This is a genomic window from Pedobacter psychrophilus, from assembly GCF_001652725.1.
In the GTDB taxonomy this organism is placed as follows: domain Bacteria; phylum Bacteroidota; class Bacteroidia; order Sphingobacteriales; family Sphingobacteriaceae; genus Pseudopedobacter; species Pseudopedobacter psychrophilus.
Genome location: NZ_LWHJ01000029.1, coordinates 1 through 21,699 on the forward strand (window position 1 = coordinate 1; position 21,699 = coordinate 21,699).

Here is a 21,699-nt window from a genome sequence, read left to right on the forward strand (position 1 = left end):
TTTATCGCCTGTCGCTCCGGTAGAACCTGTATCTCCTTTGTCGCCTGTCGCTCCAATGTTTCCGGTTGCTCCAATTGAACCCGTATCTCCTTTGTCGCCTGTCGCTCCAGTGTTTCCGGTTGCTCCAATTGAACCTGTATCTCCTTTATCACCTGTCGCTCCAGTATTTCCGGTTGCTCCTGCTGAACCTGTATCGCCTTTATCGCCTGTCGCTCCGGTTGAACCTGTATCGCCTTTATCACCTGTCGCTCCGGTATTTCCGGCTGCTCCGGCTGAACCTGTATCCCCTGTTGCTCCAGTATTTCCTGTTGCTCCGGTAGAACCCGTATCGCCTTTTTCACCTGTTGAACCGGTATCTCCTTTTGCTCCATCTATTCCATTTGTGCCGTTCGTACCTGCTGAACCTGTCACTCCAGTTTCGCCTTTTTCACCTGTTGCTCCTGTATCGCCTTTTAATCCTTGTATGCCTTGTAAGCCTGTTGCACCGGTATCACCTTTTACACCATCAGCTCCGTTAGTTCCATTTGTTCCTGCTGAGCCTATTGCTCCTGTATCGCCTTTTACACCATCAGCTCCGTTAGTTCCTGTTGCGCCAGTATCTCCTTTTAATCCATTTGTTCCTGCAGAACCTGTATCGCCTTTTGCTCCAGTTGCTCCGTTGGTTCCGTTTGAGCCATTATTTCCTGTTGCACCTTTTTCTCCTGTATCTCCTTTTGGTCCTTGCGCTCCAGTATCTCCCTTGAGACCTTGTGATCCTATTGAACCAGTTAAGCCTATATCGCCTTTTAACCCTTGAATCCCTTGTAAACCAACTTCTCCCTTATCACCAGTTGATCCTTTAGCCCCAGTTGCTCCTGTTAAACCAATTGGCCCAACATCTCCTTTTACACCTTTTTCTCCTTGTAGTCCTGCTGCCCCTTGTGCTCCTTTATCTCCCGTTTCACCTTTATCTCCTGTATCGCCCTTTATTCCTTTATCGCCTGTGTCACCTTTAATTCCCTTGTCTCCTTGTGGACCTTTATCACCAATTAAACCTTTATCACCAGTTGGACCTTTAGAGCCAGGAGTTGTACTTGATTTATTTCCACTTGATTTTGCATATAAAGCAAAAGGAACTGCAATTAATTCTGAGCTTCCAAAAGGTTGGAAATTATTACCATTATTTAAGTCCAGTTCTATTTTTAGGTAATAATTTGAGACTGAAAAATCTACGTCTGTTAATTTAATTGAAGAAGTTGGTGTTCCTCTTCCTACAATATGAGAAAAAAGTCCAAACTGATTTGATGTAACTCTTTGGGTTTCACTATATATTTCAACACCGTTAGAAGATCCACTAAGGATAGTGAATCTGGCATTTATTTTTTGATTAGATAGCTCTTTTCCATCCGCTTTTCTTACTACTGCCTGATACTGAAAACCATTAAGTCCGTCTTGGGCATAAGTGTTTCCGAAACACAGAATAAAAAGAAAACATAAGAAGAGTAAGGATTTTTTCATATTATTTATTTAAGAGCGTTTGTTATATTATAGTTATTTAAGTTTTCTGATGTTTAGTAATTTTAGTTTGACTTGTAGTTTCATTTATTTCTACATAATGGAGAAAAATTTCTACATTATTATTAATCATCGCTTTTCCACAATTTAAAGCAAAGAGTGTTAATAACTTTTGAACATTAAATTTAATTAACATGATTTGAAAAAATATTTATTATTTCAACATGCAAAAACTAATATTAATTATAAGTTAATAACATAGTTTCAAATACTATCAGTCCATTTCCAACATCTTAATCAATTATACGAAGGAGTAGTGGTAATGGTTATGATATTTTTTCACATGAGGTAACCAAAAGAAGCATTAAAAACTTAAAAGAAATGTTAAATTTGATATATGCTTAACACCTCGGAAAAGTTTGTAGAAATTTCTACCCAAAAATCTTTTGATATCCCACACAGATCAATTATTAACAATAATATAGGTAAATATGACGCTGCTGTAGATAGAGGATTGAGTAGATTACAAAACCTGGAAAATGCTAAAAAGAAAGGTCATCAAACAAAATGGAAAGTGATGGAGAACCTTGATAAGCTTTTACCCGAATTTGAAAGTAACTTTCAGAAAAAAGGAGGCAAGGTATTATGGGCTAATACTGTTGATGAAGCTAACCAAGAAATTCTAAACATACTTAAAAAGGTTAATGCTAAAAGTGTTATAAAATCTAAATCTATGGTTACAGAAGAAATTCATTTAAATGAATTTCTTGAAAGTAATGGTATAGAATCTTTGGAATCTGATTTGGGGGAATACATAGTGCAATTATTGGGACAAAAGCCATATCATATTGTAACTCCGGCTATGCATTTAAGCAAAGAGGATATCGCAAAATTATTTAATGAAAAATTTGGAACACCAGTTAATGCCTCTCCACAAGAACTTACTTTAAAAGCAAGAGAATTGCTGAGAGATAAATATCTTACTGCCGATGTTGGCATAACTGGGGCAAATTTTTTAATTGCAGATTGTGGAAGTATCGCAATTACAGAAAACGAAGGAAATGCTAGATTAACCACAACTTTTCCAAAAATTCATATTGCAATTGTTGGTATCGAAAAAATGATTCCCTCAATTACTGACTTAGATTTATTTTGGCCTATGCTTTCTACCCATGGAACCGGACAAAATTTAACTGTTTACAATACTATTTTAAATGGGCCGAGACAGGCTAATGAAACAGACGGGCCAGAAGAGATGTATGTTATATTGTTAGATAACGGCAGAACAGAATTATTGGCCCAAAAAGAACAAAGACAAGGTTTATATTGCATAAGATGTGGAGCATGTTTAAATGGCTGCCCAATTTATAAGAATGTTGGCGGTCATGCATATGATACTACTTATAGCGGACCAATTGGTTCTATCATAACTCCGCATTTAAAAGGGATGAAAGAATTTAAACATTTAAGCTATGCTTCTAGCCTATGCGGAAAATGTAGCGAGGTTTGTCCTGTAAAAATTGATATCCACAAAATGCTTTTGCTAAATAGACGAGATTCTGTAGAGGAAGATTTAAGTACAAAGACAGAAAAAGCAGGTTGGTATTTTTGGAAAAATGGAATGTTGAAAAGAAGCTTTATGGATCAATTTGGTGGGAATTTCAAAAACTTTATCCTTTCTAAATTTTTTAAGAAAACCTGGGGAGAACAAAGAAAACTTCCAAAAGTTGCTGTCAAATCCTTTAGTAAGCAATGGAAAAATAACCATAATCAAAAAGATTAATTTTTGCATGGTTGATCAAAAAGTTCATATCCTTTCTAAATACATTCATATTGAAGCAGCACAATTAATTGCGAAATGGATTGATTTTTATCATTGCGATTTTAAAATCTCTAAAACAAGAAATACAAAATTTGGAGATTATCGACCTCCGCAAAACGGAAACGGACATAAAATTTCTGTTAATCATAATCTAAACCAATATTCTTTTTTAGTGACTACAGTTCATGAGTTTGCTCATCTGGTTACTTGGAAAGAATTTACAAACAAAGCAAAACCTCATGGCTTAGAGTGGAAGACTAATTTTAAAAAAATGATGCAACCGTTTTTTGAATTTGAGGTTTTCCCAATGGATATAAAAAGAGCAATTGTTACCTATTTAGAAAACCCAGCGGCTTCTAGTTGTAGTGATCTAAATCTTTTTAGAGTTTTAAGTAGTTATGATAAAAAAGACCCCAATTTAATTCATGTAGATAAAATTATCGAAAACCAACAATTTGTAATGAAAAATGGACGTGTTTTTAAAAAGTTAAATAGGATTAGGAAACGATTTAGATGCGTTGAAGTAAAAACTGGATTGATATATCTTTTTAGTCCGATTGCTGAAGTCTATTTATATAATGAAGAAAATTAAATTACTTATTCAAATCTAATTCTAGATTTGGGTCCCAATAATTATTCTTAAAATTTACAATTTTATCATCAACTACAGCAATTCCTTCGGCGGCTAAAAGTTCTTGCATTTTATTAGGCTCTTCAAAATGAAATTTCCCGGTTAAAAGTCCATTTCTATTCACTACTCTATGGGCTGGAATTTCAGGATTCACACTCACAGCTCCATTCATTGCATAACCTACCATTCTTGAGGAGCTTTTTGAACCTAGATATTGAGCAATTGCACCATAAGATGTTACTTTTCCTTTTGGAATTAAGGCAACAACTTGATAAACTTGCTCATAAAAAGACGCCCTATCCATTAAAATTTAAACTTTAAATAATTGATGTTTTTACCTTTATTCAAATAAATTCTTTCATAATGAGTTTTGATTGAAAGAACTTCATCATTAGGAAAATCTCTATAAACATCAGCCGTTTTTTCTAAAACATTTAAACCTAATTCCGCCACTTTTTGTAAAGTATATTCATAAAAACCATCATTATCTGTTTTCAAATTTACTGCCCCACCATTTTTTAAAACGGTTTTATACTTATTCAAAAAAGTAAGATTTGTCAATCTTTTTCTTTCTAGGGGACTTTGCGCTTGTGGATCTGGAAATGTGATCCAAATTTCATCAATCTCATCATCTGCAAAATAATCCATAATATTTTGTATCTGAATTCTCAGAAATCCTACGTTTTCTACATTTTCATCCAGCGCCATTTTAGCACCAATCCATAATCTATTTCCTTTATAATCTATCCCAACAAAATTTTTATTTGGATATTTTTTCGCCAGATTAACACTGTATTCACCTTTACCGCATGCTAGTTCTAAAACAATGGGATTATCGTTATTAAAAAAAGATTTAGACCAATTACCTCTAAATTCTTTTCCCTCTTCTAATTGTTTAACATTCTTAAATGTACCAACTTCTATAAATCGTTGTAATTTTCTTTTAGCCACTAATATTGTTTTTTTACAAAAATAGAATTTTATCTTTGACGATATTTTTAAAAACGATCCATTGGAAAAATCTTCAAAAATTTACGTTGCCGGCCATAACGGAATGGTAGGTTCTGCAATAATAAGAAAACTAGAAAAAGAAGGCTTCACAAATATCATAAAAAGAAGTTCTAAAGAATTAGACTTAAGAGACCAAGTTGCTGTAGCAAATTTTTTTGAAGAACAAAAGCCCGATTATGTTTTTTTAGCAGCAGCAAAAGTTGGTGGAATTGTAGCTAATAATACCTATAGAGCCGAATTCTTATTTGATAATTTACAAATCCAAAACAATATTATCCATCAATCTTATTTAAATAAAGTTAAAAAATTGATGTTTTTAGGTTCGAGCTGTATTTATCCAAAAATGGCGCCTCAACCTTTAAAAGAAGAGTATTTATTGACCGGATTATTAGAAGAAACGAACGAACCTTATGCCATCGCAAAAATTACGGGTATAAAAATGTGTGATGCTTATAGAGCGCAATACGGTTGCAATTATATATCGGCTATGCCAACTAATTTATATGGTTATAACGATAATTATCATCCTCAAAACTCTCATGTCTTACCTGCTTTAATAAGAAAATTTCATGAAGCAAAACAAAATAATGAGCCTCACGTAACCATTTGGGGCAGCGGAAGCCCAATGCGAGAGTTTTTATTTGCAGATGATTTAGCTGATGCCTGTTTTTATTTAATGCAAAATTACGATGAACCAAACTTAATTAACATTGGTACTGGAGAAGATTTAACCATTAAAGACTTAGCGTTAATGATTAAAGATATTATAGGCTTTAAAGGAGATTTAGTTTTTGATAGCAGCAAACCAGACGGAACTCCACGTAAATTGATGGATGTTAGCAAACTACACAGCAAAGGATGGAAACACAAAGTTAATTTAAAAGAGGGAATTCAACTGGCTTACCAAGACTTTTTAAATAAGCATTCATAATCGCAAGAAAAATAGGGCTTAATTTCTTTGGAATATTATGAACCGAAATTTAAATAAAAAAAAGCCTCGAAATTAAATTTCGAGGCTTTCTGGATAATATTAATATGTTTCGCTTCCCGGAGGAATACCATAATCAATTTGTTTAGCTGGCTTAACTTTTTTCTTAGTCGAATTAATAAAACCAGTAGCCTTATCAATCCAGTTTACCAATACATTTTTATTAAAGCTCATAGAATTAACTGTTCTTTGAGATAATATAGAAACTAAAGATTTAACAATTATTCCTCTATTTCTTAATAATGTTTTATTCAATAATAATGGTAAAAAAACGCGACCAAAATTAGTTACCCAATCTGCTTTAGTAGATGAAGTTGAATGAGTTGCTGCTCCACTATTGTGAGTTATTCCCACCATTGAACCAATTCTTTTTAAAAATTTTAATGGTGATGTTAATGTATCTTTAATTGATTGAAATTTTTGTTTTATGACTAATTCATCATCAAGCTGTTTTAATTCTAAAAAAGCTATTCTTGTTTTTAAGTCTTGTAAGTTTTGAATTTGAGTCTCCATTTTTAATCTTTTTTAGTAGAAAAAATACTTTTAACCAATGAGTTTGCTAATGGATTTGCAATCAAATTACCTTTTCCAAAAAATATAATTAATGCAATAATTAGATAGAATAAAGCAACTATAAAATATCCTGCAAAACTGCTATCTAAAACTGTACAAAGATAAATGCTACAACCAATACTTAAAAACACAAGAAAAAATAAACCAACAATTGCTAGCACCATTAAAGAAACCAAACTACCAACTCCTGTTACTACTTTTTCTATAATGGTTAGTTTTTTTAACTCAACAGTAGTAGAAATATAATCTTTAATTTTTATAAAAAGCTCTGAAAAGCCTTTGTGGTCAGTATTTTCCATTGGTAGGTAAATTAGGCGTGTTCTACATCGTTATCAAGTTGATCAATATCTTCTTCAGCTACCTGAAGTTTTGATTTGATTTTACTCACAACTTTATCCTTAAATTCACTTAAATTATCAATTTCTTCAGCAGCTTTTTCTTTAATGCTATCTCCAAGATTTTTTAAAGAATCTGATAATTTATCTCTTGTTTCTGAACCTTTTTCTGGCGCAAATAAAACTCCTAAAGCAGCTCCTGCAACCAATCCTGCCATTAATGCAATTAATGATTTTGAATTATTTTCCATGTTTTTAATGTTTTAGATTAATAATAAAATTGTTTTTCGATTTTCATTAAGAAAATACCTTGCCAAAAAAAGCTAATATCATTTAAAAATTACGCTGTATTTTCTAAGCGATGTTCTAATCTATCTTCAGCTGCTTTATCATTTTCATAAATATTAATAAGGTGCATAAACCAAACTAATAACAATGGTCCAAATACTAAACCAACAAACCCAAATAATGGCAAACCTATAATAACACCAATTACAGTAATAATTGGATGCGTATCCGCTAGCTTTTTATTAATTATAAATCTAATTACATTATCAATATTAATGATAACAACTAATGTAAATACCAATAGAAAAGCACCTTGCCAGGTATCGCCGTTTAAAAACAAAAATAAAGTTGCTGGCAGTGTAACAACAGGTGCACCAATTACTGGCATAAATGATAAAAAGAATCCAATAACTCCCCAAAAAATTGCATCATCTAAGCCAACAATAAAAAAAGATAACGTAACTAAAGATCCCTGTATAAAAGCAATTAAACCTTGACCTAATATGTTTGAGTATGTGGTGTTTTTAAGCTCTTTTGCAAATTGAATAGCGTGATGCTGTCTTAAAGGAGTATATTTTAATAAATTTTTTTCAAAAGCGGATGATTGTACAAACATAAAATAAAGTATGAAATACATTACTGTTATGGTTAAAAAAACACCTAATGCCCCGGTTAATAAAGAAGGGAATAAATCCTGTACAAAAGTTGAAAGCTTAGATAAATAATTATCTATTAAATTGGGCTGGTTTAATTTTAGTCCTACAAAATCATCTAATCTAGAAATCATAGCTTTAATAACAAACTGATCTTTCTTAAACATTGCCATTCTGTTAACTATCATATAGCTTAAAGAAAAGAAAGGAATGATGATAATTACAAAAGATATAAATAATACCGAAATTGCAGAAGCTACCTTACCTATCTTTTTCTTAAAATAAACATATAATGGTTTGCATAATACATATAGAATTACAGCCCCTAAAAAAGCATTAAATAACTCTCTTAAGCTGTATAAAATAATTGCACCTAAAAAAATTAGTGCCACCAGCACTAAAATATTCCTTTGTTTATATGTAAATACCGACATTCAATTATAAAGTTGCATAAAAAAACCCGCAATAAGCGGTTTTTTTATTTTACAAATTATCTTCCTTTCACAAATAACATTATAAAATTTATATTATCAAATGAATAATTACATTAATAAAAGGTATCTAAAAACTAGGCGATTTTTTTCTCATCAACTTATCCAAGAACATCAATCCAACTATCATATCAAACATTAAAAATCCATAAAAAAATTTATTGATAAAACCATTTGAAATCTCTCCGCTAAAGCTTTTAAGATTTAATCCATTTTTAGGCATTATACTAAAAGGTGTAGAATTATTAATGCTCCAATCAATTTGATTAATCCCTACCATAATACAGGCTACCATCATCAAACCAAATAATCCTGCTATCAGATAGATAATTTTTTTATCCGTTTTGGCCTTCGCCGATAAAGGCTTTGCTTCCAAATAAATTTGATGCATTACTTTATTGGTAAAAACCATTGAGGGAGCATCTAATCCTATTAAATCAAAATCCGAATTAGCTGCTAAAAGCTCTTCATATTTGGCTTTAAAAACTAAATCAGTCCTAATTAATTGTTCAACATTGGTTCTTTCATCTTCGGAAGAAAGTCCATCAATATAGTCCCAAATCCTTAACTCTTCATCTTTCATAATAACTCCTTTACTTCATTTTTTAAAAGGGTTTCTAATCTCTCTTTCAATTTATGCCTTGCTCTGTGCAATTTAACTTTTACCGTATTAGGTTCTAAATTCATTACAGTTGCGATTTCTTCTAAAGACTGCTCTCCTTGGTAAAATAGAGTAATAATTGCAGCATCATCTGGCAACAACATTCCAATTGCTTTGTTTAAATAAAAACTTCTAGATTTCTTCTCTACAGAATATTCATCATAAGCACCTTTACTTTCCAGTTGGATTAAATTTGCTTCATCATCCAAAGAACTTGTTTCCAATTTCTTCTTTCGCAAATGCGTCATCGCAGTGTGATAGGTAATTGTATACAGCCATGTAGAAAATTTACTTTCTTTTTTATATTGCGATAATGACCTATAAGCTTTAACAAAAGTTTCTTGCGCAACTTCCTCCGCATCTTCTCTTTTTCTGGTAAAGCGCATAGCCAAACTAAAAACATAAGACTGATGTCTCTTAACCAAATCAGCATAAGCCGATTGATTACCGTTAAGTATCACATCTATAATTTCTAAATCAGAACTTTTATTTCGCATTTATAGATACTTTGACTACTTACATTGAATACAGGTTACGATAGTTTATTAAAAATAAATTATTAAAATTGAATTTGGGCGTTTTAACACGCTATACGTTATAGTTTTTTTGCTAATTGCGTAATGGTGAAAAGCAAAAAAAGCTGCCACTCCTATCGTTAACGCAATCTTCACATTAAAATATGCCCTTCAATAAATAAAATGAAACTTCTTGTAACCTAAATAAAATTGAGGTAGTCATAAACTGCAAAACAACAAGAATTTTAAAATTTAATAATTTATTATCATGAACGGACCAGAAATTTTAATACCCATCACATTTTTCATTTGCACATTTGCAGCAATTTTCGGACTAAGATACATGGCCAATAAAGAGCGTATGGCGATGATTGAAAAGGGAATAGATATTGGCTCTATTAAGGCACAACCCCAACCATATAAAAATTTAAAATGGGGATTATTACTTATCGGCGCTGGCTTAGGTTTATTTTTGGCTTTTGTATTAGACCAAACTGTCTTTAAAATTGCAAGTGGTGTAAATCTGGATAAAAATGTTCCAATTTATTTTGCATTGATTGCCATTTTTGGTGGATTAGGTTTATTTATATCTTATCTGATAGAAAAGAAAGAAACTTTATAACTGCTATCTATAAAGTTCAAAAATAAACATGCATAAAAAAACCCGCTAAAAGCGGGTTTTTTTATTTATAAACTTTTAAGCCAATCAACAACCTCATCTCTGGTTTTACCAGTTTTTTGTTGAACTTTTCCAACCATTTCGTCTTCTTGTCCTTCTGCGTATGTTAAATCGTCGTCAGTTAAATCTGCGTAAGCTTGTTTTGCTTTTCCTTTAACTTCATTCCATGCTCCTTTAAATTCTAACTTATCCATGATGTTTTATTTTTGGTATTTGTTAATAATTGTATTAATTATTGATAATAAACCAAGGATTGTGCCAAAGCAAAATTTAAATCTTATTGTTTTTAATATCCTCAACTACAGTTGGATCCAATAAAGTCGAAGTGTCCCCGAGATTAGCAACATCTCCTTCAGCAATTTTTCTTAAAATTCTACGCATTATTTTACCTGATCTTGTTTTAGGCAAACCTTTTACAAATTGGATTTTTTCTGGACGAGCTATAGCACCAATAATTCTGCTTACCGTCATTGAAATATCTTTACGAGTCAATTCTTCATCATCAGATTCTTTATTTAAGATTACGTAAGCATAAATTCCTTGTCCCTTAATTTCATGTGGGTAACCTACAACTGCAGATTCTACCACATCTGTAAACATATTTATAGCGTTTTCAACCTCGGCTGTGCCAATTCTATGTCCAGAAACATTGATTACATCATCTACCCTACCCGTGATTCTGTAATAACCATCTTCATCCCTCATGCAACCATCACCTGTAAAGTATTTATTTTCATAAGTAGCAAAATAAGTTTGGCGACAACGTTCATGGTCTCCATAGGTTGTACGCAACATTCCTGGCCAAGGGAAAGTGATACATAAATTTCCAGAAACTCCATTTCCTTTAATTTCATCTCCTTTTTCATCAACCAACATTAATTGTACGCCTGGCAAAGGTAAAGTTGCAAAGCAAGGTTTTGTTTTTATGATGTTTGCCAACGGAGAAATCATAATTCCGCCAGTTTCTGTTTGCCACCAAGTATCTACAATTGGGCATTTTCCTTTACCGATATTTTCATTGTACCAATTCCAAGCTTCTTCATTTATTGGTTCGCCTACAGAACCTAAAACTTTTAAAGAAGAAAGGTCTTTATCTTTAACATAATCTAAACCAGATTGCATTAATGATCTAATAGCTGTTGGTGCGGTATATAAAACATTCACTTTAAATTTATCTACAATGTCCCAAAACCGACCAGCATCTGGATAAGTGGGTACGCCTTCAAACATTAATGTGGTTGCACCTTGAGCTAATGGTCCGTATATAATGTAAGAATGTCCGGTTATCCAGCCAATATCTGCCGTACAGAAATAAACATCATTAGGTTGATATTGAAAAACATTTTGAAAAGTATAAGCAGTGTAAACCATATAACCAGCGGTTGTATGTACAACTCCTTTTGGTTTACCTGTAGAGCCCGATGTGTATAAAATGAACAACTCGTCTTCGGCATCCATTTCTTCTGCGGGACAATCTATTAAACCTAAAGTCTCAACTTTTTTAATCTCGTCTTCCCACCATTTATCCCTTCCTTTAATCATAGAAATTGGCGTTCTGGTTCTTGTTAAAACGATAACCGTTTTAACAGAGCAACATTGAACTAAGGCATCGTCAATTACATTTTTCAATGGAATATCTTTTGGACCTCTAAAACCACCGTCAGATGTGATTACCATTTCGCATTGGGCGTCATTTATCCTATCGGCGATTGATTGTGCTGAGAAACCTCCAAAAACAACCGAATGGATTGCGCCAATTCTGGCACAAGCTAAAACTGCTATAGCTAATTCTGGCACCATTGGCATATAAATACAAACTCGATCACCTTTTTTAACGCCATTGTTTTTTAAGACATTAGAAAAAAGACAAACTTTTTGATGCAGTTGTTTATAGGTTAAAACCCGATGATGTTCTGTTGGATCATTTGCTTCCCAAATGATAGCAGGTTGATCTGCTTTATCTTTTAAGTGTCTATCTAAACAATTTTCTGTTATATTAAGCTTTGCGCCTTTAAACCATTCTATTTTTGGCTCCTTAAAATTCCAGTCTAGCACTTTATCCCATTTCTTTTTCCATTGAAAATTTTCGGCTATTTCTGCCCAAAATTCTTCGGGTTTTTCTACACTTTTTTGATATGCAGCGTTATATTCTTCTATGGATTTTATTTGAAAATTCATTTAAAATAAGTTTTTTGGTTTACGATGTTAAATTACGGGTTTTAAATTATTATGAAGAATTATATGTTAAAATGAATATTTTGAGGGTGATGTCGGAAACAAATGAAAGTGTTTTTGTTTTTGGTTATGAAAAATCTAAATGAATGCAAACAGAAGTAAAAGCACAATTTCTGTTATTAGCTGCGTTAGGGATAGGAGCGATATCCTTTTTTGTTTTTCACAAAAAAGATTTAGTGTATAGCCCGATCCGTCCGCTAGCTAGCGGACGGAGAACGCCCAAATTATTTTAATCTATTATTTTTTGGTCTACAAGTAAGAGTCTATTAACAAATTTTAAATATAATTTAATAGGTAAATTGAGCTAAAAATATTCCTTAACATTTTTTTGAATTGATGTTGCTATTTCAAAAGTATTTTAGGATATTTGCAAACTCTTTGTGAAAAGGGGTTTAACAGAAACAACAAAACAGTCATGTCAAGAATTTGTGATTTAACAGGAAAGAAGACGTTAGTAGGTAACAGAGTATCTCACTCTAACATCAAAACGAAACGTAAATTTTACCCTAATCTTCAAATGAAGCGTTTTTACCTTCCCGAAGAAGACAGATGGATTACTTTAAAGGTATCAACATCGGCAATTAAAACCATCAATAAGATTGGTATCACCGAAGCAATAAACAGGTTCGTTTTAAAAGGAACTATTTAATTAAAAATATAAAACCCGAATATAATGGCTAAGAAGGGAAACAGAGTTCAGGTAATTTTAGAGTGTACCGAACATAAAGGAAGTGGAATGGCTGGAACATCTAGATACATTACCACTAAAAACCGTAAAAATACTCCTGAAAGATTAGAGGTTAAAAAATTTAACCCTGTTTTGAGAAAAGTTACTGTTCATAAAGAAATCAAATAATTGATTGCTAATTTATTAGCGTAAAAAATATTTAACATGGCAAAGAAAGTAGTTGCAACATTAAAAACCGGTAAAGGTAAAGAGTACTCTAAAGTGATTACTATGGTAAGATCACCAAAAACTGGTGCTTATTCTTTTAAAGAAATGATTGCGCATAATGATCACATTAAAGATGCAATTGTAGTTGCTAAAGAAAGCGTTACAGAATAATTATATCTTGAAAATATTAAAGCCATCCTGAAAATTTAGGATGGCTTTTTTTGTTTAAATTTATCGCCCATGGGATTATTTGATTTCTTTAAGAAAAAAGAAAATACGGTTGAAGAGCAAGTTTCTTTAGATAAAGGTTTAGAGAAAACAAAAGATAATTTTTTTGCTAAAATAAGTAAGGCAGTTGTTGGTAAATCTACTGTTGATGATGAGGTACTAGATAATTTAGAAGAAATTTTGGTAACTTCTGATGTTGGTGTTTCCACGACCTTAAAAATTGTTGAACGCGTTCAAAACCGTGTTGCAAAAGACAAATACACCAATGTTTCTGAACTCAACAATATTTTAAGAGAAGAAGTTCAAGCTCTTTTAGAAGAAAACAACAGCACCAATTTTGAGCAAATGGATTATGGAAACCATAAACCTTATGTGATTATGGTGGTGGGTGTTAATGGCGTCGGCAAAACCACAACTATTGGTAAACTGGCTTACCAACTAAAACAAGCAGGACAAAAAGTGGTTATCGGCGCTGCTGATACTTTTAGAGCTGCAGCTGTAGAACAGATTCAACTTTGGGGAAAAAGAGCTGATGTAAGGGTTGTTTCGCAAGGAATGAATGCCGATCCTGCTTCTGTAGCTTTTGACACCATTCAATCTGCAGTTGCAAACAATGAAGATGTTGTAATTATTGATACGGCGGGGCGCTTACATAACAAAGTTGGTTTAATGAACGAGCTTTCTAAGATTAAAAAAGTGATGGATAGAGTTGTACCCGGTGCACCTCATGAAATTTTATTGGTTTTAGATGCCTCTACCGGACAAAATGCAATTGAACAGTGTAAGCAATTTACTCAAGCAACTGATGTAAATGCTTTGGCTTTGACCAAATTAGATGGTACAGCCAAAGGTGGTGTAGTAATCGGTATTTCTGATCAGTTTAAGATACCGGTTAAATATATTGGGGTTGGAGAGAAAATGACTGACCTTCAGCTGTTTAATAAGAAAGAGTTTGTGGATAGTTTGTTTTCGTGATTGCACAGATCTAAATGATTTCACAGATATTCTTTGTGATTTCACAGATTTATTAGATTATACAGATTAGTTTGATTTATGGATACTGAGATATATGATGCTTTAACCCATAAAATTATTGGTTGTTGTTTTGAAGTTCATAGGGAATTAGGTCTTGGATTTTTAGAGAAGATTTATTCAAGAGCTTTAATTGAACAACTGACCATTGAGAATATAAAATTTGAATGTGAGAAAGAGTTTAATGTATTTTTTAAAAATAAGTTGATTGGAAAGTTTAGATGTGACTTTTATATTGAAGAGAAAGTAATCTTAGAAATAAAATCAGTTACTGGAATTCAACCGCAATTATTTCAAACTCAATTAATATCATATCTAAAAGCAAGCAAAGTAAAAACAGGCCTATTAGTAAATTTTGGTAACGGTAGTTGTGATGTAAAACGGTTATCAGTATAGATTAGATTCGTGATTATAATCACAAAAATAAGAAATCTGTGAAATCACCTTAATCGGTGTAATCACAAAAATAAGATAGAATGAGAGTTAAAGATAAACAGATTAAGGAATTAGTTAAACCTCGTGTAAACGTAATCACACTTGGTTGTTCTAAAAATACCTATGATTCTGAAGTGTTGATGGGACAATTGCAGGGTAACAAAATCAATGTGGTTCATGAGGCAAATGATATTCGAAAAGATGATATCATTGTTATAAATACTTGTGGCTTTATTGATAATGCAAAGCAAGAATCTATCGATACTATCTTACAATATAGTGATTTAAAGCAAGAAGGAAAAGTTGGAAAAGTTGTGGTTACCGGTTGTTTATCAGAACGTTACAAGCCTGAATTATCTGCAGAGATTACCAATGTAGACTCTTGGTTTGGCACAAATGATCTTCAAAACTTACTGAATTCGATTGGTGCAGATTATAAGCATGAACTGATTGGAGAACGCTTATTAACTACGCCAACACACTCGGCTTATTTTAAAATTGCCGAAGGTTGCAACCGCCCTTGTTCATTTTGTGCAATTCCGTTAATGCGTGGAATGCATGTTTCTAGACCGATAGAAGATTTAGTAAAAGAAGCGAAGAACTTAGCAAAAAATGGAACCAAAGAACTGATTTTAATTGCACAGGATTTAACTTATTACGGTCTAGATTTATATAATCAACGTAAGCTTGGAGATTTAATGCGCAATCTGTCTGATGTGGAAGGTATTGAATGGATCAGGTTACAATATGCTTATCCAAGTGGCTTCCCAATGGATATTTTAGATGTGATGAATGAACGTTCTAACATCTGCAAATATTTAGATATGCCCTTACAACATATTTCTGATGATATGTTAAAGTCTATGCGACGTGGAACCACAAAACAAAAAACCATAGATTTAGTCAATAAAATTAGAGATAAAGTGCCAAATATCGCCATGCGAACCACTTTAATTTGCGGTTACCCGGGCGAAACAGAATCAGATTTTGAAGAGATGAAAAATTGGGTTGAAGAAACTCGTTTTGATCGTTTAGGTTGCTTCACTTACTCTCACGAAGAAAAAACCCATGCTCATGATTTAGTTGACGATGTTCCTCAGGAGGTAAAAGAGCAACGTGTTGAAGATATTATGGAAATTCAACAAGCTATTTCTTTTGATTTAAACCAACAAAAAGTTGATAAAGTTTTTAAAGTTTTAATCGATAAAAAAGAAGGCGATTATTTTGTTGGACGTACCGAATTTGATTCTCCAGAAGTGGATAATGAAGTTTTAATTGATGCAAAAATCAATTATGCAACTTCAGGAACTTTTGTATACGCTAAAATTGACCGAGCAGAAGACTTTGATCTTTATGGTACAATTGTCAAATAATTGATGTAAAAAACCTTAATTATGTTTTTTGGTTATTTTCGTAATTCATGGATGCACAATATATTGAATACGATGAAACTCGATGTTTTTCCTCAACGGTAAACAGATTATTAGCTAAAGATGAAAACATTAAACCTTTCATTAATCAATTTCCTGATTTAAAAAGTTTCAAAGACATTATTTCCGAAAGAAAATTCAATGGAAATAGAACTGAATTGGTTAATGTTTTAACAAGCCAATATCAAAATATAACTGCTTCTGATTTAGTATATCAGCATATAGAATCTCTTAAGGCCGAAAATACTTTTACAATAACCACAGGTCATCAACTCAATATTTTTACTGGTCCGCTTTACTTTATTTTCAAGATTGTTAGTGCTATAAATCTGGCTAAGGACTTAAAAATTGCTTTCCCTGATCAAAATTTTGTGCCTGTTTATTGGATGGCAACGGAAGATCATGATTTTGAAGAAATTAATCATACCTATTTAGCTGGCAAAAAAATAGAATGGAAAAACAATAAGGCTGGCGCAACCGGCAGGCTGGCTACAAAAACCATTATCCAAGCTTTAAATGATTATAAAGGTGTTTTGGGTATTTCAGAAAATGCAAAAAAACTTTCAGAAATTGTTTCTAAGGCTTACGCCGATGATAAGACGCTAGCAGAGGCTACATGTTATTTAGCAAATGAACTGTTTGGAGAGTATGGTTTAGTGATTATTGATGCTGACGATAAAACCTTGAAATCACAGTTTGCAGAGATTATGGCGCAAGATATCATTCAACGAAACAGCTTTAAAAATATTGAAGAAAGCAGCAAGAAATTATCCGAGATTGATATTCATGCTCAAGTAAACCCTAGAGAAATTAACTTCTTTTACCTTACGGATGATTTGCGGGAACGCATTGTTTTTGAAGATGGAAAATATCAGGTTTTAAATACAGCTATTTCATTTAGCGAGGCAGAATTAAAAAAAGAAATCAAAGAAAATCCAGAAAGATTTAGTCCTAATGTGGTGATGCGTCCACTTTACCAGGAAGTGATTTTACCCAATTTAGCTTACATTGGCGGCGGTGGCGAGTTAGCTTATTGGTTGCAATTAAAATCTAATTTCGATTTTTACAAGGTTGATTTCCCTTTACTAATCCTAAGAAATTCGGCTATGATTGCAGATGAAAAATCTGTTGCTAAGCTTCATAAATTAACTTTGGCTTTCGCCGATGTTTTTAAAGCGACAGAAATCTTAAAAAAAGAATATGTTGATGCGCATTCAGAACATACTTTAAATTTAAAAGTCGAGTGGCAAGAACTTCAATCAATTTTTGAAAATTTAAAAACAAGAGCAGCCAAAATTGATCCCACTTTAAAACCAAGTACTGAAGCTGTTGAAGCGAGATTAAAAAAAGCAATAGATAGTTTAGAAAAAAAGTTAATGCGAGCAGAAAAAAGGAACTTTTCTGAAGCTATGGACGATATTGAAAAGTTAAAAAGTCAACTATTTCCAGGCGGTGGTTTACAAGAAAGAAAGGAAAATTTTGGTTTATTTTATGTTAAATACGTTGAGGATTTTATCCCTGAACTTATTAAACATTTTAATCCCTTAGATTTTAAGTTTACTATTTTGTTTGATTAAGTTATAAGTTTTAAGTTTAAAAATGGAGTTTTATAATTTTTCAGAGCAAGTTTTAAGAGATTTTACTCAATCTGTTTTTGAAAAAATGGGTTGCTCTGAAATACATGCAATCTTGGCAACAGATGTTTTAATTAAAGCTGATTTACGCGGAATAGATTCTCATGGTGTTGCCAGATTAACAGGTTATGTTAGACTTTGGGAAAAAGGAAGAATTAATCCAAAGCCAAATATTAAAATTGTTCATGAAACAGCGACAACTGCAACCGTAGATGGCGATGCAGGTTTAGGCTTGGTAGTCGCTCCTTTTGCGATGGATTTAGCCATTAAAAAAGCAAAAGAATTTGGATCGGGTTGGGTAGCCGTTAAAAACTCCAACCATTTTGGTATTGCGGGCTATCATGCATTAAAAGCTGTTGAAAACGATATGATCGGCTACGCTTTGACCAATGCAAGCCCCTTGGTTGCGCCCACTTTTTCAAGCGAGCGCATGTTGGGGACAAACCCAATTTGCTATGCATTTCCTGCAGGAAAATTCCCTGCTGTTGTAGTAGATATGGCAACATCTACAGCTGCTAACGGTAAATTGGAAATAGCGCAACGTCAAGGTAAAAATGTACCCGAAGGTTGGATACAAGATAAAGATGGAAATGCTGCTTTGCATCCTGAAGATTTAAAAAACGGAGGTTCTCTCCTTCCGCTAGGCTCCGATAGAGAGCATGGTAGCCACAAAGGTTTTGGATTAAGTGCTACGGTAGATATCCTTTCAGCAGTTTTATCAGGAGCAAGTTACGGGCCCTGGGCACCACCGTTTGTGGCATTTATGGATCCTCTACCTAATCAACCTGGTGAAGGTTTGGGTCATTTTTTGGGAGCGATGCGAGTAGATGGTTTTAGACCAATCGAAGATTTTAAAGCCAATATGGATAATTGGATCCAACGTTTTAAGGATGCAAAACCTATAGATGAAAACCAAAAAGTAATTATACCCGGCGAGCCTGAACTACAAGCCGAACAAGACAGAAAAATCAATGGAATCCCATTGATAGATGCTGTGGTAAATGATTTGAATGAAATTGCCGAGAAATTGAATATAGCTAAATTAGCAATTTAGGAAAATTATCTTTTCGCCTAATTACAAATCCTATCTTTTTAATAGTTGCGTTAACGATTGTAGCGGCATCCTTTTTTTCTTTTTCAAAAAAAAGATATAGCGGAAATCCGCCAGCTGGCGGATAAAACGCCCAAAATAATGATCCATCATGATTTCAATTTCTAGTTTTTCTTATTTTCTTCAATCAATTTTCTAATCTCTCAATACAATCTTACCTCATAATACATTCAGTTTTTTAATAAAAAATTTTCTAATGGCATGGTTGTTATAATATGATAAATGATTAAATCGAACATTTAATCAAAACCATTTATTTACCTATAAAAAATATTATTATGGCAGAAATTAAAATTGAAAAGAAAAGTCCTATATGGCCTTGGATATTAATCGGTCTGATTATCCTCGCAATTATTATTTATTTCTTCGTTTTCAAGGATAAAAATAATTCTCAAGTAGTCGCTAACAATGCTGACTCTACTATGGTGGATAGCACAAATTCCACAATGAACATAGATGCTGATGCAGTGACGTCTTACATTAATTTTATTAATGAAGATAGAGGTACTATGACTTTAAGCCACGAATACAGTCATGAAGCATTAACTAAACTAGCAAATGCTACTGAGGCAATGTCGACTAAAACTGGTGTTGATGTTAAAGTTAACTTAGATGAGGTTAAGCAATTATCTGCTGATATTACTCAAAATCCTGATGCTACAAATCATGCCGACATGATTAAGAAAGCTGCGGGAATTATTGCTTCAGCTTTAGGAACTATTCAAAAATCTAAATTTCCTGATTTAAGTTCTGATTGCGATGACTTAATGAAGAATGCTAATGAGGTCGACGGGAATGATTTAGCTTTAGATCAAGAAAGCACCATTAAAAGCTTTTACAAAGATGCCTCTGATGTTTTGGAGAAAATGAATAAAATGTAGAATCTATTTAAAGAAGAATATTATGAAAAATGAAAATAAAGACCTTGTTTACTTACATGATTTATCAGGTTATAAGGTTGCAAAAGATTATCCAGATGTTAGAGATTGGGATGTACAAGATAATGATTTTAGAAAAATCGGAAAAGTTGATGCTTTATTAGTAAGTAAAATTGCTGAAAGAGTAGTTTATTTAGATGTTGAAGTTGATGAAAGTGTAATTGAAGAAGGACATGAAGTTTATGGAAAACCAACTGCAGAAGGTATTCATGAATTTTTAAACAAGGATGGCGATGATCATTTAATAATCCCTATTGGATTGGTTAAGTTAGATGAAGAGAATAAAATTGTTCACGCTAGCCAAATCAATTACTCTACTTTTGTGAAAACCAGTAGATATAGTAAAGGCAATGATATTAGCAGAGATTATGAATTAGGTGTTTATAAAAATTATGTTCCTGATTATGATGATGCAAACGATGGAGATGATTTTTATCGTCGTGATGCTTTTAATATTTAATTAGATTTTTAAATAAATCAAAAAAACCTCTACAGATATTTTGCAGAGGCTTTTTTGATTTTAAACTCCTGTTATTTATTCATCATTACTTCTTATAATTCCATTATAAATAAGTGGAGGAGTAATATTTTTTATCAATGATTTAAGGCGTTGCTTACCGGTTGATTTAAATGCTGTTTTATCAATATCGTTGTTTTTGCGTTCTTGAAAAAGTGTGTTGTGTTTAGCATTATGGTTGATCTCTGAAGAAGGTCTTCCATTAGAATAATAATACAATGCTAAGGATTTTCTACTTCTATCTTCCGGACAATTTAAAGCATCTGGATGACCGTGATAAGAAAAATCTGTGGTGGAAAAAATTGCTAACTTATTAAAAGTTGGTAAAATTTTCTTATCGCAATTTTCCATATTTTTATCCCAAAGCTCAAAAAAGCCTCCGTATTCTTCTTTCCAATCTTTGTTTAAATAAACCAAAACATTAATTCTACGGTCTAATTTTAGCTGGGGATGTTTATTAAAATCGGCATGAACTTTAAGTAAACCACCTCTTTTTATTTCATGTTGCCCACCTCCAAAAAAATAAGGGTCTCCTGTTAAAGGCTCTTCAATTCCTGTTAAAATCTGCAAAAAATTTAAGAAAGGTTCAGAATTTAAAAAATGCATAAAGGATTTAGTCTCTTCACCAAAATCATTTTCGCCTTTACCTGCAAATTTAATTTGCTTTTGATCTTTATAAGAGATGCTATCTTTTTTTGATAAATCGGGAAACTCTTCTAAGATTTTACTTAATAGATCTGGGTTAAAAAAATCATCGAAAGAAATACTAGGAAATGGACTTGCAGAAAGATAAGCTGCTTGATTTTGTTGAGCTAATTTTATTAAATCTTGATTCGCAGTATTTAAATATTTCGACATATTAATTCCAGATTAGATATTTATTTATTAAATATAATCATTGGAACTATAATCTCCACATTAAAGAAAAAAAATTCATGTTAAATAATAAAAGCTTTCAATAAAATTGAAAGCTTTTAAGGTGGAGAATATCGGATTCGAACCGATCACCTCTTCACTGCCAGCGAAGCGCTCTAGCCAAATGAGCTAATCCCCCTTTTTATAAGGATGCAAATATTGAAAAAATTAACGTCCTTATAAAATAA

Annotated in this window: 25 protein-coding genes, 1 tRNA gene and 1 pseudogene; 14 read left to right on the top strand and 13 right to left on the bottom strand. The window is 32.5% G+C overall.

Features of this window, described 5'->3' with window-relative positions:
* Positions 1–1,497: pseudogene (locus A5893_RS18250) on the bottom strand (hypothetical protein); the annotation flags it as partial.
* 394 nt (positions 1,498–1,891) lie between these two features.
* Here A5893_RS18250 and A5893_RS12240 point away from each other — a divergent pair.
* Both A5893_RS12240 and A5893_RS12245 read left to right on the top strand, forming a co-directional pair.
* The gene (locus A5893_RS12240) at positions 1,892–3,277 is read left to right on the top strand and encodes a LutB/LldF family L-lactate oxidation iron-sulfur protein (protein ID WP_068822872.1); all 1,386 of its coding nucleotides are present in this window, start codon (positions 1,892–1,894) and stop codon (positions 3,275–3,277) included.
* Positions 3,278–3,284: 7 nt separating this feature from the next.
* Positions 3,285–3,908 carry a SprT-like domain-containing protein gene (locus A5893_RS12245; protein WP_068823137.1) on the top strand — a complete coding sequence of 208 codons (624 nt, stop codon included), beginning with the start codon at positions 3,285–3,287 and terminating at the stop codon, positions 3,906–3,908.
* A gap of 1 nt (position 3,909) precedes the next feature.
* On the opposite strand, the gene A5893_RS12250 is transcribed toward A5893_RS12245, so the two are convergent.
* Positions 3,910–4,251, bottom strand: a complete 342-nt coding sequence (locus A5893_RS12250; RefSeq protein ID WP_068822873.1) for an MGMT family protein — start codon at positions 4,249–4,251, stop codon at positions 3,910–3,912.
* Positions 4,251–4,898, bottom strand: coding sequence for a tRNA (guanosine(46)-N7)-methyltransferase TrmB (gene trmB, locus A5893_RS12255; RefSeq protein ID WP_068822874.1), 648 nt, complete (start codon positions 4,896–4,898; stop codon positions 4,251–4,253). The genes A5893_RS12250 and trmB overlap by 1 nt, the downstream gene beginning before the upstream one ends.
* Positions 4,899–4,959: 61 nt before the next feature.
* On the opposite strand from trmB, the gene fcl reads away from it, so the two are divergent.
* Positions 4,960–5,889, top strand: a complete 930-nt coding sequence (fcl, locus tag A5893_RS12260) for a GDP-L-fucose synthase (RefSeq protein ID WP_068822875.1) — start codon at positions 4,960–4,962, stop codon at positions 5,887–5,889.
* 99 nt (positions 5,890–5,988) lie between these two features.
* Here fcl and A5893_RS12265 read toward each other — a convergent pair whose 3' ends face one another.
* The 6 genes from A5893_RS12265 to A5893_RS12290 form a co-directional block, all read right to left on the bottom strand.
* A complete protein-coding gene (locus tag A5893_RS12265; RefSeq protein ID WP_068822876.1) occupies positions 5,989–6,459 on the bottom strand; it encodes a hypothetical protein in 471 nt (156 codons plus the stop codon).
* 2 nt (positions 6,460–6,461) lie between these two features.
* The gene (locus A5893_RS12270) at positions 6,462–6,818 is read right to left on the bottom strand and encodes a phage holin family protein (RefSeq protein ID WP_068822877.1); all 357 of its coding nucleotides are present in this window, start codon (positions 6,816–6,818) and stop codon (positions 6,462–6,464) included.
* Between the two features lie 11 nt (positions 6,819–6,829).
* A complete protein-coding gene (locus A5893_RS12275; RefSeq protein ID WP_068822878.1) occupies positions 6,830–7,105 on the bottom strand; it encodes a YtxH domain-containing protein in 276 nt (91 codons plus the stop codon).
* A gap of 89 nt (positions 7,106–7,194) precedes the next feature.
* On the bottom strand, positions 7,195–8,229 hold the full coding sequence (locus tag A5893_RS12280; protein WP_068822879.1) for an AI-2E family transporter: 1,035 nt from the start codon (positions 8,227–8,229) through the stop codon (positions 7,195–7,197).
* A 127-nt stretch (positions 8,230–8,356) separates the two neighbouring features.
* Complete coding sequence (locus A5893_RS12285; protein ID WP_068822880.1) at positions 8,357–8,869, bottom strand: hypothetical protein; 513 nt, start codon at positions 8,867–8,869, stop codon at positions 8,357–8,359.
* Positions 8,866–9,444 (bottom strand): RNA polymerase sigma factor, encoded by a 579-nt coding sequence (locus tag A5893_RS12290; RefSeq protein ID WP_068822881.1) that lies wholly within the window; start codon positions 9,442–9,444, stop codon positions 8,866–8,868. The genes A5893_RS12285 and A5893_RS12290 overlap by 4 nt, the downstream gene beginning before the upstream one ends.
* Positions 9,445–9,730: 286 nt before the next feature.
* Here A5893_RS12290 and A5893_RS12295 point away from each other — a divergent pair, with 286 nt between their 5' ends.
* Positions 9,731–10,084: a DUF6249 domain-containing protein gene (locus tag A5893_RS12295; protein WP_068822882.1), complete on the top strand. Its 354-nt coding sequence runs from the start codon at positions 9,731–9,733 to the stop codon at positions 10,082–10,084.
* A gap of 65 nt (positions 10,085–10,149) precedes the next feature.
* Here the strand turns inward: A5893_RS12295 and A5893_RS12300 are convergent, their stop codons facing one another.
* Together A5893_RS12300 and acs are read right to left on the bottom strand one after the other, a co-directional pair.
* Complete coding sequence (locus A5893_RS12300) at positions 10,150–10,335, bottom strand: CsbD family protein (RefSeq protein ID WP_068822883.1); 186 nt, start codon at positions 10,333–10,335, stop codon at positions 10,150–10,152.
* 76 nt (positions 10,336–10,411) lie between these two features.
* A complete protein-coding gene (acs, locus tag A5893_RS12305; RefSeq protein WP_068822884.1) occupies positions 10,412–12,319 on the bottom strand; it encodes an acetate--CoA ligase in 1,908 nt (635 codons plus the stop codon).
* 472 nt (positions 12,320–12,791) lie between these two features.
* Here acs and rpmB point away from each other — a divergent pair, with 472 nt between their 5' ends.
* The 10 genes from rpmB to A5893_RS12355 all read left to right on the top strand — a co-directional run bounded on the left by rpmB (position 12,792) and on the right by A5893_RS12355 (position 20,539).
* On the top strand, positions 12,792–13,025 hold the full coding sequence (rpmB, locus tag A5893_RS12310) for a 50S ribosomal protein L28 (RefSeq protein ID WP_068822885.1): 234 nt from the start codon (positions 12,792–12,794) through the stop codon (positions 13,023–13,025).
* 24 nt (positions 13,026–13,049) lie between these two features.
* The gene (rpmG, locus tag A5893_RS12315; protein WP_068822886.1) at positions 13,050–13,232 is read left to right on the top strand and encodes a 50S ribosomal protein L33; all 183 of its coding nucleotides are present in this window, start codon (positions 13,050–13,052) and stop codon (positions 13,230–13,232) included.
* Positions 13,233–13,268: 36 nt separating this feature from the next.
* The gene (locus tag A5893_RS12320) at positions 13,269–13,442 is read left to right on the top strand and encodes a DUF4295 domain-containing protein (RefSeq protein ID WP_068822887.1); all 174 of its coding nucleotides are present in this window, start codon (positions 13,269–13,271) and stop codon (positions 13,440–13,442) included.
* Positions 13,443–13,511: 69 nt separating this feature from the next.
* A complete protein-coding gene (gene ftsY / locus A5893_RS12325) occupies positions 13,512–14,474 on the top strand; it encodes a signal recognition particle-docking protein FtsY (RefSeq protein WP_068822888.1) in 963 nt (320 codons plus the stop codon).
* Between the two features lie 78 nt (positions 14,475–14,552).
* Positions 14,553–14,927, top strand: a complete 375-nt coding sequence (locus tag A5893_RS12330; protein ID WP_068822889.1) for a GxxExxY protein — start codon at positions 14,553–14,555, stop codon at positions 14,925–14,927.
* Between the two features lie 80 nt (positions 14,928–15,007).
* Positions 15,008–16,339 (top strand): 30S ribosomal protein S12 methylthiotransferase RimO, encoded by a 1,332-nt coding sequence (gene rimO / locus A5893_RS12335; RefSeq protein ID WP_068822890.1) that lies wholly within the window; start codon positions 15,008–15,010, stop codon positions 16,337–16,339.
* A 47-nt stretch (positions 16,340–16,386) separates the two neighbouring features.
* Positions 16,387–17,973 carry a bacillithiol biosynthesis cysteine-adding enzyme BshC gene (bshC, locus tag A5893_RS12340; RefSeq protein WP_068822891.1) on the top strand — a complete coding sequence of 529 codons (1,587 nt, stop codon included), beginning with the start codon at positions 16,387–16,389 and terminating at the stop codon, positions 17,971–17,973.
* Between the two features lie 22 nt (positions 17,974–17,995).
* A complete protein-coding gene (locus tag A5893_RS12345; protein WP_068822892.1) occupies positions 17,996–19,084 on the top strand; it encodes an Ldh family oxidoreductase in 1,089 nt (362 codons plus the stop codon).
* A gap of 335 nt (positions 19,085–19,419) precedes the next feature.
* The gene (locus tag A5893_RS12350; RefSeq protein WP_068822893.1) at positions 19,420–20,022 is read left to right on the top strand and encodes a hypothetical protein; all 603 of its coding nucleotides are present in this window, start codon (positions 19,420–19,422) and stop codon (positions 20,020–20,022) included.
* 22 nt (positions 20,023–20,044) lie between these two features.
* Positions 20,045–20,539, top strand: a complete 495-nt coding sequence (locus A5893_RS12355) for a photosystem reaction center subunit H (protein WP_068822894.1) — start codon at positions 20,045–20,047, stop codon at positions 20,537–20,539.
* A 75-nt stretch (positions 20,540–20,614) separates the two neighbouring features.
* Here A5893_RS12355 and A5893_RS12360 read toward each other — a convergent pair whose 3' ends face one another.
* Entirely contained in the window at positions 20,615–21,454 is an 840-nt protein-coding gene (locus tag A5893_RS12360; protein WP_068822895.1) for a 2OG-Fe(II) oxygenase, read from the bottom strand.
* A 122-nt stretch (positions 21,455–21,576) separates the two neighbouring features.
* Positions 21,577–21,650, bottom strand: a tRNA-Ala gene (locus A5893_RS12365).
* Positions 21,651–21,699: the final 49 nt, after the last annotated feature.

What these genes read in the sequence shown, in the direction of transcription:
- A5893_RS12240 (WP_068822872.1), top strand. Translation starts at nt 1,892, where the DNA reads ATGCTTAACACCTCGGAAAAGTTTGTAGAAATTTCTACCCAAAAATCT.
- A5893_RS12245 (WP_068823137.1), top strand. Translation starts at nt 3,285, where the DNA reads ATGGTTGATCAAAAAGTTCATATCCTTTCTAAATACATTCATATTGAA.
- A5893_RS12250 (WP_068822873.1), bottom strand. Translation starts at nt 4,251, where the DNA reads ATGGATAGGGCGTCTTTTTATGAGCAAGTTTATCAAGTTGTTGCCTTA.
- A5893_RS12265 (WP_068822876.1), bottom strand. Translation starts at nt 6,459, where the DNA reads ATGGAGACTCAAATTCAAAACTTACAAGACTTAAAAACAAGAATAGCT.
- A5893_RS12270 (WP_068822877.1), bottom strand. Translation starts at nt 6,818, where the DNA reads ATGGAAAATACTGACCACAAAGGCTTTTCAGAGCTTTTTATAAAAATT.
- A5893_RS12275 (WP_068822878.1), bottom strand. Translation starts at nt 7,105, where the DNA reads ATGGAAAATAATTCAAAATCATTAATTGCATTAATGGCAGGATTGGTT.
- A5893_RS12280 (WP_068822879.1), bottom strand. Translation starts at nt 8,229, where the DNA reads ATGTCGGTATTTACATATAAACAAAGGAATATTTTAGTGCTGGTGGCA.
- A5893_RS12285 (WP_068822880.1), bottom strand. Translation starts at nt 8,869, where the DNA reads ATGAAAGATGAAGAGTTAAGGATTTGGGACTATATTGATGGACTTTCT.
- A5893_RS12290 (WP_068822881.1), bottom strand. Translation starts at nt 9,444, where the DNA reads ATGCGAAATAAAAGTTCTGATTTAGAAATTATAGATGTGATACTTAAC.
- A5893_RS12295 (WP_068822882.1), top strand. Translation starts at nt 9,731, where the DNA reads ATGAACGGACCAGAAATTTTAATACCCATCACATTTTTCATTTGCACA.
- A5893_RS12300 (WP_068822883.1), bottom strand. Translation starts at nt 10,335, where the DNA reads ATGGATAAGTTAGAATTTAAAGGAGCATGGAATGAAGTTAAAGGAAAA.
- acs (WP_068822884.1), bottom strand. Translation starts at nt 12,319, where the DNA reads ATGAATTTTCAAATAAAATCCATAGAAGAATATAACGCTGCATATCAA.
- rpmB (WP_068822885.1), top strand. Translation starts at nt 12,792, where the DNA reads ATGTCAAGAATTTGTGATTTAACAGGAAAGAAGACGTTAGTAGGTAAC.
- rpmG (WP_068822886.1), top strand. Translation starts at nt 13,050, where the DNA reads ATGGCTAAGAAGGGAAACAGAGTTCAGGTAATTTTAGAGTGTACCGAA.
- A5893_RS12320 (WP_068822887.1), top strand. Translation starts at nt 13,269, where the DNA reads ATGGCAAAGAAAGTAGTTGCAACATTAAAAACCGGTAAAGGTAAAGAG.
- ftsY (WP_068822888.1), top strand. Translation starts at nt 13,512, where the DNA reads ATGGGATTATTTGATTTCTTTAAGAAAAAAGAAAATACGGTTGAAGAG.
- A5893_RS12330 (WP_068822889.1), top strand. Translation starts at nt 14,553, where the DNA reads ATGGATACTGAGATATATGATGCTTTAACCCATAAAATTATTGGTTGT.
- rimO (WP_068822890.1), top strand. Translation starts at nt 15,008, where the DNA reads ATGAGAGTTAAAGATAAACAGATTAAGGAATTAGTTAAACCTCGTGTA.
- bshC (WP_068822891.1), top strand. Translation starts at nt 16,387, where the DNA reads ATGGATGCACAATATATTGAATACGATGAAACTCGATGTTTTTCCTCA.
- A5893_RS12345 (WP_068822892.1), top strand. Translation starts at nt 17,996, where the DNA reads ATGGAGTTTTATAATTTTTCAGAGCAAGTTTTAAGAGATTTTACTCAA.
- A5893_RS12350 (WP_068822893.1), top strand. Translation starts at nt 19,420, where the DNA reads ATGGCAGAAATTAAAATTGAAAAGAAAAGTCCTATATGGCCTTGGATA.
- A5893_RS12355 (WP_068822894.1), top strand. Translation starts at nt 20,045, where the DNA reads ATGAAAAATGAAAATAAAGACCTTGTTTACTTACATGATTTATCAGGT.
- A5893_RS12360 (WP_068822895.1), bottom strand. Translation starts at nt 21,454, where the DNA reads ATGTCGAAATATTTAAATACTGCGAATCAAGATTTAATAAAATTAGCT.